General features: G+C 65.7%; 9 protein-coding genes. 1 reads left to right on the top strand and 8 read right to left on the bottom strand.

The features are described from left to right. Positions 1-16: 16 nt before the first annotated feature. Positions 17-1,576, top strand: a complete 1,560-nt coding sequence (locus tag KEC55_RS07485; RefSeq protein WP_282507359.1) for a DHA2 family efflux MFS transporter permease subunit — start codon at positions 17-19, stop codon at positions 1,574-1,576. Between the two features lie 96 nt (positions 1,577-1,672). Here the strand turns inward: KEC55_RS07485 and truB are convergent, their stop codons facing one another. The 8 genes from truB to KEC55_RS07445 form a co-directional block, all read right to left on the bottom strand. Then, a complete protein-coding gene (gene truB, locus KEC55_RS07480; protein ID WP_282507358.1) occupies positions 1,673-2,605 on the bottom strand; it encodes a tRNA pseudouridine(55) synthase TruB in 933 nt (310 codons plus the stop codon). A gap of 13 nt (positions 2,606-2,618) precedes the next feature. After that, a complete protein-coding gene (rbfA, locus tag KEC55_RS07475; protein ID WP_282507357.1) occupies positions 2,619-3,017 on the bottom strand; it encodes a 30S ribosome-binding factor RbfA in 399 nt (132 codons plus the stop codon). 114 nt (positions 3,018-3,131) lie between these two features. Next, a complete protein-coding gene (gene infB / locus KEC55_RS07470) occupies positions 3,132-6,047 on the bottom strand; it encodes a translation initiation factor IF-2 (RefSeq protein ID WP_282507356.1) in 2,916 nt (971 codons plus the stop codon). A gap of 91 nt (positions 6,048-6,138) precedes the next feature. Next, positions 6,139-7,614 carry a transcription termination factor NusA gene (gene nusA / locus KEC55_RS07465; RefSeq protein ID WP_282507355.1) on the bottom strand — a complete coding sequence of 492 codons (1,476 nt, stop codon included), beginning with the start codon at positions 7,612-7,614 and terminating at the stop codon, positions 6,139-6,141. Continuing rightward, entirely contained in the window at positions 7,614-8,072 is a 459-nt protein-coding gene (gene rimP, locus KEC55_RS07460; protein ID WP_011351796.1) for a ribosome maturation factor RimP, read from the bottom strand. Before rimP ends, nusA begins: the two co-directional genes overlap by 1 nt. A 458-nt stretch (positions 8,073-8,530) precedes the next feature. Then, positions 8,531-10,282 (bottom strand): 23S rRNA pseudouridine(2605) synthase RluB, encoded by a 1,752-nt coding sequence (rluB, locus tag KEC55_RS07455; RefSeq protein ID WP_282507354.1) that lies wholly within the window; start codon positions 10,280-10,282, stop codon positions 8,531-8,533. Between the two features lie 60 nt (positions 10,283-10,342). Next, on the bottom strand, positions 10,343-11,380 hold the full coding sequence (gene scpB / locus KEC55_RS07450; protein ID WP_282507353.1) for an SMC-Scp complex subunit ScpB: 1,038 nt from the start codon (positions 11,378-11,380) through the stop codon (positions 10,343-10,345). 272 nt (positions 11,381-11,652) lie between these two features. Beyond that, a complete protein-coding gene (locus KEC55_RS07445; RefSeq protein WP_282507352.1) occupies positions 11,653-12,855 on the bottom strand; it encodes a pyridoxal phosphate-dependent aminotransferase in 1,203 nt (400 codons plus the stop codon). Positions 12,856-12,889: the final 34 nt, after the last annotated feature.

Raw genomic sequence — 12,889 nt, 5'->3', positions numbered from 1 at the left:
CGGAAAGACAACCGACATGGCACAGGCTCCTGTCTCGTACCCGCCCTTGCAGGGCGGGAAACTTTTGCTCGGGACGATCGCGGTATCGCTCGCGGTGTTCATGAACGTGCTCGACACGTCCATCGCGAACGTCGCGATCCCGACCATCTCGGGCGATCTCGGCGTGTCGTCCGACCAGGGCACGTGGGTCATCACGTCGTTCGCGGTCGCGAACGCGATCTCGGTGCCGCTGACGGGCTGGCTGACCGATCGCTTCGGGCAGGTCCGCCTGTTCCTCGCGTCGATCATCCTGTTCGTCATTTCGTCGTGGATGTGCGGCCTCGCGCCGAGCCTGCCGTTCCTGCTCGCGTCGCGCGTGCTGCAGGGCGCGGTCGCCGGCCCGATGATTCCGCTGTCGCAATCGCTGCTGCTGTCGAGCTATCCACGTGCGAAGGCGCCGATGGCGCTTGCGCTGTGGTCGATGACGACGCTGATCGCGCCGGTCGCGGGCCCGATTCTCGGCGGCTGGATTTCGGATAACTACTCGTGGCCGTGGATCTTCTACGTAAACATTCCGGTCGGCATCGCCGCCGCGCTTGCCACGTGGTCAATCTATCGCACGCGTGAATCGACGGTGCGCCGCGCGCCGATCGACGGTGTCGGCCTGGCACTGCTCGTGCTGTGGGTCGGCTCGCTGCAGATCATGCTCGACAAGGGCAAGGATCTGGACTGGTTCTCGTCGACGACGATCATCGCGCTTGCGCTGATCGCGATCATCTCGTTCGCGTTCTTCGTGATCTGGGAACTGACCGCCGAGCACCCCGTCGTCGACCTGTCGCTGTTCCGCCGGCGCAACTTCACGGGTGGTACGGTCGCACTGGCGGTCGGTTACGGGCTCTACTTCGGCAATCTCGTGCTGCTGCCGCTGTGGTTGCAGACCCAGATCGGCTACACGGCGACCGACGCCGGCCTCGTGATGGCACCGGTCGGGCTGTTCGCGATCCTGCTGTCGCCGTTGACCGGCAAGTTCCTGCCGCGCACCGATCCGCGCTACATCGCGACCGCCGCATTCCTGACGTTCGCACTGTGCTTCTGGATGCGCTCACGCTACACGACCGGTGTCGACGAATGGTCGCTGACGCTGCCGACGCTCGTACAGGGCATCGCGATGGCCGGCTTCTTCATCCCGCTCGTGTCGATCACGTTGTCCGGCCTGCCCGGCCACCGCATTCCCGCGGCGTCCGGCCTGTCGAACTTCGTGCGGATCATGTGCGGCGGCATCGGCACGTCGATCTTCCAGACTGCGTGGGATCACCGCAACAACTTCCATCACGCGCAATTGGTCGAACAGACGAACGTGTACAACCCGACGTTCAACCAGGCCGTCACGCAGATGGGCAACCTCGGGCTGACGCAGGACCAGGCACACGGACTGATCAACAATCTGGCTACCCAACAGGCCGCACAGCTCGGTGTCAACGATCTGTTCTACATCTCCGCGGTGATCTTCGTGTTACTGATCGCACTGATCTGGATCACCAAGCCCGAGCGCTCGGGCGGCGGCGATGCCGGGGCGGCCGCATCGGCGGCGCACTGAGCGCGATGCCGCAACGCTGACGCATCAAACTAAAAAGCCCGGTCGATCCGACCGGGCTTTTTCTTGTGCCGACTGTGGCGTACTCGCGCCGCTGCGTCAGGCCGCCGTCACAACGAGCCGTTCCGGTGCAAGTACGCCATTTGCCTTGCGCGCCACGCCGAGCAGCCGCGTGGCGTCATAGACGCGCACACGCTCGCCGTCGGCCGCATCGACCGGCCCGAGCTCCGACAGCGGCAGGCGCTGGCCGTGCAGGAACCGCTTCGCGGACGCGTCGTCGAGACGAACGAGCGGAAACGTCGACAACAACGCATCGACCGGCTGGAGCCACGCATCGCGCGCCGATTCGGCTGCATCCGACAACGCATCGAGCGTCACCGCATGTTCGAGCGTCAGCGCACCGACGCCCGTGCGACGCAGCATCGTCAGATGCGCGCCGCAACCGAGCACCTCGCCGATGTCTTCCGCGAGCGTACGCACGTACGTGCCCTTGCTGCAGGTCACGCGAAACGTCACGTCGGGCAACTCGCAAGCGAGCAGCTCGAGCACATGAATCGTCACGTTACGACCTTCCCGCTCGACAGTCTGGCCCGCACGCGCGTATTCGTACAGCGGCTTGCCATCACGCTTGAGCGCCGAATACATCGGGGGCACCTGCACGATCTCGCCGGTGAAGCGCACGAGCGCGGCGTCTACCGCGGCCCGGTCGCATTCGACGGGCCGCGTGTCGATCACGTCGCCTTCCGCATCGCCGGTGGCCGTGCGCTGGCCAAGGCGCATCGTCGCTTCGTAGGTCTTGTCGGCCTCGAGCAAATCCTGAGAAAACTTGGTCGCCTCGCCGAAACACAGCGGCAGCAGGCCCGAAGCCAGCGGATCGAGCGTACCGGTGTGACCGGCTTTCTTCGCGAGGAGCAGGCGCTTCGCGCGAATCAGCGCATCGTTGCTCGACAGGCCGACCGGCTTGTCGAGCAGGAGGACACCGTCCAGCACGCGCCGGGGCACACGCGGACGTTGGGGTGCTGCAGTCGTCATAGGCCGGTCGAGCTCAGTCGTCCTTGGAGGGCGCGTCGGCCTCGTCGTCGTCCTTCGCGCGCGTCGAGTTCGCTTCCTTGATCAGGCGCGACATTTCGACGGCCTTCTCGATCGTCTGGTCGTAATGGAAATGCAGCGTCGGCACCGTATGAATGTGCAGGCGCTTGAACAGCAGGTTGTGCAGGTGACCCGACGCGTGGTTCAGCGCCTCCTGCGTCTTTTCCGGATCGCCGGTGAGCGCAGTGAAGTAGACCTTCGCGTGCGCATAGTCCGGCGTGAGCTCCACGCTCTGGATGGTCACGATGCCGATACGCGGGTCTTTGACCTCGCGCATGATGAGTTCGGACAGATCGCGCTGAATCTGGTCGGCGATCTGAACGTTGCGATTGGGGGAAGTACGCTTCCTGGACATGATCGATCCGTGATCCGTTTATCAGGATAAAGCGGCGGCCATTGTCGGCACGCCACCATGAAAATGGGCGGGACAGGCCCAAGCCTGCCCCGCCCATGAGCCGATGCGCGACGATTACAGCGTACGCGCGACTTCGGTCACTTCGAAGACTTCGAACTGGTCGCCTTCGACGATGTCGTTGAAGTTCTTCACCGACATACCGCACTCGAAGCCTTGCTTCACTTCCTTCACGTCGTCCTTGAAACGCTTCAGCGATTCGAGTTCGCCCGTGAAGATCACGACGTTGTTGCGCAGCACGCGCACCGACGACGAGCGCTTGACGATACCGTCCGTCACCATACAGCCGGCGACCGCACCGATCTTCGGCACCTTGAAGACCTGGCGCACCTCGACCATGCCGGTGATGACTTCGCGCTTCTCCGGCGCCAGCATGCCCGACATCGCCGCCTTCACCTCATCCACTGCGTCATAGATGATGTTGTAGTAACGGATGTCGATGCCGTTCGACTCGGCCAGCTTGCGTGCCTGTGCATCCGCACGCGTGTTGAAGCCGATGATGACCGCCTTCGATGCCGTTGCGAGGTTGACGTCGTTTTCGCTGATGCCACCCACCGCGCTGTGCACGATCTGCACGCGCACTTCGTCGGTCGACAGCTTGAGCAGCGACTGCACGAGTGCTTCCTGCGAACCCTGCACGTCTGCCTTGATGATGAGCGGCAGGTTCTGCACTTCGCCTTCGCCCATCTGTTCGAGCATGCTTTCCAGCTTCGCGGCCTGCTGCTTCGCCAGCTTCACGTCGCGGAACTTGCCCTGACGGAACAGCGCGATTTCACGCGCCTTGCGCTCGTCCGGCAGCACGATCACTTCTTCGCCCGCGCCCGGCACTTCCGACAGACCCTGGATTTCGACCGGGATCGACGGGCCGGCTTCCTTCGCCGGCTTGCCGTTCTCGTCGAGCATCGCACGCACGCGGCCGTAGGCCGTACCCGCCAGCACAATGTCGCCACGGTTCAGCGTACCGGACTGCACGAGGATCGTCGCGACCGGGCCTTTGCCCTTGTCGAGCTTCGCTTCGATCACGATGCCCTTGGCCGGTGCTTCGACCGGTGCCTTCAACTCCAGCACTTCGGCTTGCAGCAGCACGTTCTCGAGCAGATCGTCGATACCCGCGCCCGTCTTGGCCGACACCGGCACGAACGGCGAATCGCCACCGTACTCTTCCGGCACGACGCCTTCCGCGACCAGCTCCTGCTTGACGCGATCGAGGTTTGCGTCCGGCTTGTCGATCTTGTTGATCGCCACGACGATCGGCACACCGCCCGCCTTCGCGTGGGCGATGGCTTCCTTCGTCTGCGGCATCACGCCGTCGTCGGCTGCCACCACCAGCACCACGATGTCGGTCGCCTTCGCGCCGCGTGCACGCATTGCCGTGAACGCTTCGTGACCCGGCGTATCGAGGAACGTGATGACGCCACGCGGCGTGTCGACGTGATAAGCGCCGATGTGCTGCGTAATGCCGCCCGCTTCGCCAGCGGCAACCTTCGCGCGGCGGATGTGGTCCAGCAGCGAGGTCTTGCCGTGGTCGACGTGACCCATGACCGTGACGACCGGCGGACGCGGCAGTTGCTCCGCATCGGTACCCGTTTCGCCTTCGACGAGCAGCGCTTCCGGATCGTCCAGCTTCGCGGCAACCGCGCGGTGGCCCAGTTCCTCGACGATGATCATCGCCGTTTCCTGGTCCAGCACCTGGTTGATCGTGACCATCTGGCCCATCTTCATCATCACCTTGATGACTTCGGAGGCCTTGATCGACATCTTGTGCGCGAGATCGGCAACCGACACGGTTTCCGGCACGTGCACTTCACGGACGATCGGTTCGGTCGGCGCCTGGAACGTCGAGCTGTCCTGGTGACGGCCGCGACCCTTCGGGCCGCCGCGCCAGCCGCGGTCGACGCCGCCGCTCGAATCGCCGCGCGTCTTGATGCCGCGGCGCTTCGATGCGTCGTCCTGCCAGCCGCCCTTGCCTGCGCCCGGCTTCTTGTTGCGGTCGCCCGCGCCTGCCGGCGCCTGCGTCGTTGCCGGGGTGGCAGCACCGGCCGGCTTCTTCACGGCCGGACGCGCCTGCGCGCCTTCCGGCTTCGCCGGCTTGTGCAGCGTACCCTTCGCTTCGGCCGGCTTCGGCGGCTCGACCGGCTTCGGCGGCTCGACTGCCTTGACCACGGCCTTGCGCGGCGTGTTCATCATTTCGCGGATCGCGCGTGCTTCGGCTTCTGCCGCCGCGCGACGCTTGCTGATCTCTTCCTGCTCGGCGCGTGCCTTGTCCGCCGCCTCGCGGGCTGCGTCCTCGGCCTTCTTCGCTGCTTCGCGCTGGGCCGCACGTTCGGCGGCCGCACGTGCTTCGTCCTGCGCGGACTGTGCGCTTGCCGTTTCCTGCTCGGCCGCAGCAGCCTGCTGCGCTGCCGCCTGCTGCTGTGCCACAGCGGCTTCGGCCGCGGCACGCTTCGCCGCTTCTTCCTCGGCACGACGGCGCTCGGCTTCAGCCGCTTCCTCGCGGGCGCGGCGTTCGGCTTCGTCGCGCTCCAGGCGTTCCTGGCGCTCGCGCAGTTCCTGCGCCTGCTTCTCGAGCAGCTCGGCCTCGCGGCGCGCTTCTTCCTCGCGACGCTTCAGTTCCGCATCGTCGTCCGCTTCGGCGACCTGCGCCTGACCCTGTTCCGCACCCTCGCTCACGTCGTCGCGCTTGACGAACGTGCGCTTCTTGCGGACCTCGACCTGAATGGTGCGAGCCTTGCCCGTCGCGTCAGATTGCTTGATCTCCGACGTATGCTTGCGGGTCAGCGTGATCTTGCGCTTGTCGCCGTCGGTTGCGCCGTGCGACTTGCGCAAATGATCGAGCAGACGCGCCTTGTCCGTTTCGGACAGCGCATCGTCTTCGCTCGCTTTCTGGACGCCCGCTGCCTGCAGCTGTTCGAGCAGCACACCAGCAGGCATTTTCAGTTCCGCGGCAAATTGGGCTACGTTGTTACTCGCCATTCATTCCTCTTAGTGCAAGGACCGATTCCTTGCGGTTAGCATCGGGTCAGGCCATACGGCCGCCATCAAATCAGTGCGCCATGGTCATTTCTCACTGGAACCAGTGTTCACGTGCTTTCATGATCAACGCCTTAGCGGCATCCTCTTCCATCCCGGTCATGTCGACCAGTTCATCCACAGCCAGCTCGGCGAGTTCGTCCCGCGTCTGCACACCGTGTTCGGCCAGCTTCGCGAGCAGCTCCGGCGTGATGCCGTCGAGGCTCTTGAGATCCAGCGCTGCGTTCTCGACCTTTTCTTCGTTCGCGATGGCCATCGTCAACAGCGCGTCGCGTGCGCGGTTGCGCAGTTCATGCACGGTGTCCTCGTCGAACGCTTCGATTTCGAGCATTTCGTTGAGCGGCACGTAGGCGATCTCTTCGAGGCTCGTGAAGCCTTCGTCGATCAGGATGTCGGCAACTTCTTCGTCGACGTCGAGACGCGCCATGAACAGTGCACGCAGCCGGTCGCGCTCTTCACCCTGCTTCAGGGCGGATTCGTCCGGCGTCATGATGTTGATCTGCCAGCCGGTCAGCTCACCGGCAAGGCGAACGTTCTGACCGCTACGGCCGATCGCGACAGCCAGTTCGTTCTCGTCGACGACGACGTCCATCGAATGCTTTTCTTCATCGACGACGATCGACTGGACAGCTGCCGGCGCGAGCGCGCCGATCACGAACTGGGCGGGATCCTCCGACCATAGCACGATGTCGATGTTTTCGCCACCGAGCTCGTTGCGCACAGCCTGCACGCGCGAACCGCGGATGCCGACGCAGGTGCCGATCGGATCGATCCGCTTGTCGTAGGCGATGACGCCGATCTTCGCGCGCACGCCCGGATCACGGGCAGCCGCCTTGATCTCGAGCAGGCCCTGTTCGATTTCCGGCACTTCCATCTCGAACAGCTTCATCAGGAATTCGGGCGCCGTACGCGACAGCTCGATCTGCGGGCCGCGCGCGGTGCGGTCGACCTTCGCGATGTACGCGCGCACGCGGTCGCCCACGCGCAGGTTTTCCTTCGGGATCAGCTGATCGCGGCGCAGCAGCGCTTCGACACGGCCCGATTCGACGATGAAATTGCCTTTGTCGAGGCGCTTCACCGTACCGGTCATGATCTTTTCGCCACGCTCGAGGTAGTCGTTCAGGATCTGCTCGCGCTCCGCGTCGCGCACCTTCTGCAGGATCACCTGCTTCGCAGCCTGCGCGCCGATGCGACCGAACTCGATCGACGGAACGGGTTCCTCGACATATTCGCCGACTTCGACGTCGGACTTCTGTTCACGTGCTTCGAACAGCAGGATCTCGCGATCCGGCTCCTGCAAGCCTGCCTCGTCGGGCACGACGAGCCAGCGACGGAAGGTTTCGTGCTCGCCGCTTTCGCGATCGATATGGACGCGGATTTCGGCGCCTTCGTCGAACAGCTTCTTGGAAGCGGACGCGAGCGCAGCCTCGAGGGCGCCCAGCACCACATCCTTGTCGACGTTTTTCTCGCGCGCCAGCGCATCCACCAGCATCAACACTTCGCGACTCATTATTTGCGGCTCCTAAAGTCAACTTGCGGAATCAGGCGGGCTTTGTCGATATCGGCCAGCGTGAAATCCAGCATGGCTGCCTCGCCCTTCTTCCCCTCAAATTCCAAACCGATCGTTTCGCCATTCGGCGCGTGCAGAATGCCCCGGTACGTCTTGCGCCCGTCCAGCGGCTTTTTCAAGGTCACGGAGACTTCGCTGCCAGCGAAGCGCTCGAAGTCGGCCAGCTTCTTCAACGGGCGGTCGAGCCCCGGGGACGAGACTTCGAGCCGTTCGTAATCGATGTTTTCGACCGTCAAGACGTGCTGGAGCTGACGCGTGACCTTTTCGCAATCTTCGAGCGAGATGCCGGCAGGCTGATCGATATAGATGCAAAGCATGCCGCGCCCGGTGCGCTCGAGATCCACCAGCTCGTAGCCGAGCCCGGTGACCGTGGTTTCTATCAGTTCCGTCAGTTGCACTGTGTCCTCTCAGGTGTTCGCGCCCGCCGCTCGCGATTCACCCGCGGGCGCGCGCCTTAGCCGGCGCAGGAAGCGCTACCCGAGATGCCTAACCGTTTCAGCAAAAAAAAATGGGCGGAACGCCCATCTTCTTACTGGTGGTCGCACCTGAGCCGCACATTGAATCCGTACGCCCAGCGACTTCGCGATTATAGCGATTTTTGGCGCAAACGCCAAGCCAGCCGGTAAAAGCAGCGCATCGCCCGCCTTTACCGACCCAAAAATGCGAAATCGGGTTATCCGATCAGCCGGCACGATCCTGCCAGGCCGGAGATCGGTCATGCCGGCTGCGACGCAGTGGCACGCGACATATATATAGTCGAAAGCGATCAGCGCAATAGGCCGTGCCGGCAAGATCGGCGGGATGCCGATCGGGCCGGCACGCCGGCGGCTTTGCGCCGCCGTGCGCCGATACGCTTTTAGCGGCTGCGCGTACGGCTACGCTGCGGACGCTGGCCGCCGCGCGGACCGCCGCCGTTGCCGGCGCCTTCAGCCCGATTGCCGTTCGGGTTGCGATTGCCGCCACCCTTGCTGCCACCGCGCTTGCCGCCCGCGCCTTCGCGCTTCGGGCCTGCGCCGTACGATGCGCGATTGCCGTCGACATCACGGCCGCCGCCTGCGCGGTTGCCGTCGCGGCCGCCCGTACCCCGGTTGCCATCACGACCACCGCCGGTCCGGTTACCGTAGCCCGACGGCGAAACCGGCAGGCTGCCGTAGCCGCTCAGGCCCGGCAGGCCCGGCGCGCCGCGCCGGCCGCCGCCGCGACGCGGCTGGTCGAGCTGCCCGTGCGTCGTCAGCACCGGCTCACGGCTGATGAAACCCATCGACGTCTCCATCGGATCGGGTTGGCGGCGCTCGACCGGACCCGCACCGCCGCGCTTGCCCTTCTCCTCGGTCGGCGCCTTCAGGCCGACGGTCGCCATCAACTTGCGCACTTGCGCGTCGTCGAGCTCTTCCCAGCGACCGCGCTTCAGGCCGCGCGGCAGCGGGATCGGGCCGTGACGCGTACGGATCAGGCGGCTCACCATCAGGCCGACCGCCTCGAACATCCGGCGCACTTCGCGGTTGCGGCCTTCGGCCAGCGCGACGTGATACCAGTGGTTCGTCCCTTCGCCGCCGCCATCGCGGATACGCAGGAAATTCGCCGGGCCGTCATCGAGCTCGACGCCGTGCAGCAGCTTCTGCCGCATCCCTTCGGGCAGCTCGCCGACGACGCGCACCGCATACTCACGCTCGACGCTGTAGCGCGGGTGCATGAAGCGGTTCGCGAGGTCACCCGAAGTCGTCAGCATCAGCAGACCTTCGGTATTGAAGTCGAGGCGGCCGACCGCAAGCCATTTCGCCGTCTTCATCGGCGGCAGGCGATCGAACACCGACGGACGGCCTTCCGGATCCGCGTGGCTGACGATCTCGCCCGTCGGCTTGTGGTACAGCAGCACGCGCGGCGGCTTGTTCGGCAGCTTGCGCTTGACCGGCTTGCCGTTGATCCGCACCTGGTCGGTCGGCATGATGCGCTGGCCGATGTGCGCCGGCTCGCCGTTCACCGACACGCGGCCGGCAACGATCAATTCTTCCATTTCGCGGCGCGAGCCCATGCCCGCCTCCGCCAGCACCTTGTGAAGCTTCGGCGCGTCGTCGTCGGGCGACAGCACGCGCTTGTTCGCCGGCTGGCTGCGGCCGCGACGCAGCATCGGCGCACGCACGCCACTGCCGCCCGCGGAGTTGTCCGCGTCGAATGCAGGGGACGTCACGTACTCGAACAGCTCGTCCTGGGACGCATCGCTTTCCGCCTTCACCGGGCCGCCCTCAGCCTTCGGCGCACCGCGTCGGCCCTGACCGCCCTGGCCAGCCTTGGCCGCACCTTCGCGCTTGGGGGCCGGCTTGCGGCCACCCTTGGCCGCACCTTCCTTGTTGCGCGGCGCACGTGCCGGCTGCGCCTCGGCAGCCTCGGCCGGCGGCGCATCCGCGCCTTCGCCGCCCGGCTGCTCGCCTTCGGCGCCCTTCGACTTGGCTGCCGCGCGACGCCGCGCGATCAGGCTGCGCGGGCCGCGCCGCAAACCGCGGCGGGGACGCTCGTCGCCACCGGCCGAAGCGTCCTGCTCCGGCGCATCGTCGGCGCGCGCTGCCTGCACGGCAGGCGCGGACGATTCAATATCGTGGATATCTGTCAAAACAACCTCAAAATGTCAGGTCTCGCGCCCGGCGCGGGCGCGGCAAGATGTTGGCCGCGATCAGGCGCGACGCTGTTCAGGTTCTGCTTCGTCGTCCGACAACGCGTCGGCGCCGATGGGCGCGCTGGCGCTTCGTACGGCATCCGCGAGACTGTCGGACGTGTCGTCCAGCATCTCGTCGTCCGCGGGACGGGAACGGGACGCGTTGGCCTGCTCAGCCTCGCCGGGCATGACGCCCGCCGCTTCCGCTCCGTCTCCGGCAGCCGCTTCGGCGGCCGGCTTGCGATCTTCCTCGCTCCAATCCGCGCGCAGCGGCTCGGGCTGCACACCGGTCGGCACTGCTTCGGCGCCAACCTGTTCCATTTGTTCCGCGTGCCCGCGATCAGCCTCGAGCGTATCGCGACCCGGAATTTCCTGCGTCGACGCGACGTCGGCCACAGGATCACCCGGCAATTCGACCGACTGGCCGACCGACGCCTCATCCGCCAGCGCCTGCGGCAGATCGCCCGCTGCGTCATCGGCAACCGGCACACCGTCTTCGAAATCCATCGCCTGCTGCGCAAGCAGCGCGGCCTCGATGTTCGCGGCCGGCTCTTCGAGCGCAGGCAGGTCGTCGAGCGCCTTCAGGCCGAGGTCATCGAGGAACTGCTTGGTCGTCGCATACAGCGCCGGGCGGCCCGGCACGTCACGATGGCCGATGACCTCGATCCAGCCGCGATCCTCGAGTTGCTTGACCACCTGCGTATTGACCGTGACGCCGCGAATCTCTTCGATGTCGCCGCGCGTGACGGGTTGCCGGTACGCGATGATCGCGAGCGTTTCGAGCACCGCACGCGAATACTTCGGCGGCTTCTCGGGATGCAGGCGATCCAGATAATGACGCATCGCCGGCTTGCTCTGAAAGCGCCATCCGGTCGCCAGCGCCACCAGTTCGACGCCGCGGCCGGACCAATCCTGTTTCAGATCTTCGAGCAACGTGCGGACCGTGTCAGCCGACACGCCGTCGGCAAAGAGCTTGCGCAAATCGCCGAGCTTCAGCGGTTCCTGCGCGCAGATCAAAGCAGTCTCGAGGACGATCTTCGCCTCTTGGGTATTCATGCAGCTAGGCCAGACCCTGTGGTCAAACGAACCGGATCAACAAACAGACGAAAGGAACGGAAGACGCGCTCGCCCGATTCTGATCGGTCATATTGATGGGAGCACGAACCGGGGGCGGCGAACCAACTTCAGGCCAGGCCCAAACCGGACGGAACAGCACGGCTCAACGACGGAACCGCGTGACTGAGCGCCATATTACGCAAAATTGCCCAGTGCGTAAAGATGAGCCGAGCGGGTCGCCGCCAGTGCGGCCCGCGCGCTCCGGCCCCGCTTCAGCGGGCGGCCGACCCGAGCGCAAGGAACCGGCGCAGCCGCTCGACGCCCGCATCGAGTCGGGCCGGATCGCACGCGTAGCACCACCGTACGAATCCCTCGCCCTCCGGGCCGAACGCACGTCCCGGCGCCAGGCCGATGCCCGCCTCGCGCACCAGCATCTTGCAGAACGCCAGACTGTCGGCCGCGCCGGGCAGACGCAGGAACAGGTACATCGCACCCGGTGGAGGCTGCACCTCGACATCCGGCAACGTCCGCAGCGCGGCGACCAGGTGATCGCGCGCGTTGCGCAGCGACGCGACGAACGACCGCACGAACGGCTCGCCGTCGCGCAGCGCGACCTCGCCCGCGGCCTGCACGAAGCCTGGCGCGCACGACGTGTTGTATTCGACGAGCTTCGACAGGTCATCCGTCACCGATGCCGGTGCGACGAGCCATCCGAGCCGCCAGCCCGTCATCGCCCACGCCTTCGAGAACGAATTCACGACGACGACCCGCTCGTCGCGCGTGGCGATATCGAGAAACGACGACGCGCCGCCCGCATCGAACGCGAGCCGTTCGTACACTTCATCGGCAACCAGCCAGATGCCGTGGCGGCGGCAATGGGCAAGCACGGCCTGCTGGTCGTCGCGCGACATCGTCCAGCCGGTCGGGTTGTTCGGCGAATTGATCAGGAGCATCCGCGTGTCAGGCGTCAGCGCAGCGAGCAGTCGCCCGACATCGAGCCGCCAGCCCGCGTCGCCATAGCCGAGCGGCACGCATTCGACGTGCGCGCCGAGGATCTTGGGAATTTCGACGAGATTCGGCCACAGCGGCGTGACCGCGACGACGCGATCCCCCGGACCGACAAGCATCTGCGCGGCCAGCATCAGCGCGCTCACACCGGAACTCGTGACGGCTACCGTGTCGGCCGCCGTCGCGCCATGGCGCGCGCTGACGTAGGCCGCGATCGCCGCGCGCAGCGGCGCGGTGCCGAGGTTGTGCGTGTAGAAGGTCGCGCCGTCGCGCAGCGACGCTACCGCGGCGTCGCGGATGAAATCCGGCGTGACGCGATCGGATTCGCCGAACCAGAACGGGAGCACGTCGGGCACGCCGAAGCCGGCGTTCGCCACTTCCCGGATCAGCGACGGACGCAACGCATGCACCGCGGCGCGCGCCGCCGGCCCGCCGGTCACCGGAAGGAAATCATCGGAATGCACCATCGAGAACCACCGCCAAGGAACACGATCCGCGTAG

The sequence above is a fragment of the Burkholderia cepacia genome (genome assembly GCF_029962485.1).
GTDB lineage: Bacteria > Pseudomonadota > Gammaproteobacteria > Burkholderiales > Burkholderiaceae > Burkholderia.
Note: the sequence above shows the minus strand (reverse complement) of the source record. Positions and strands in the feature narration are given on the sequence as shown.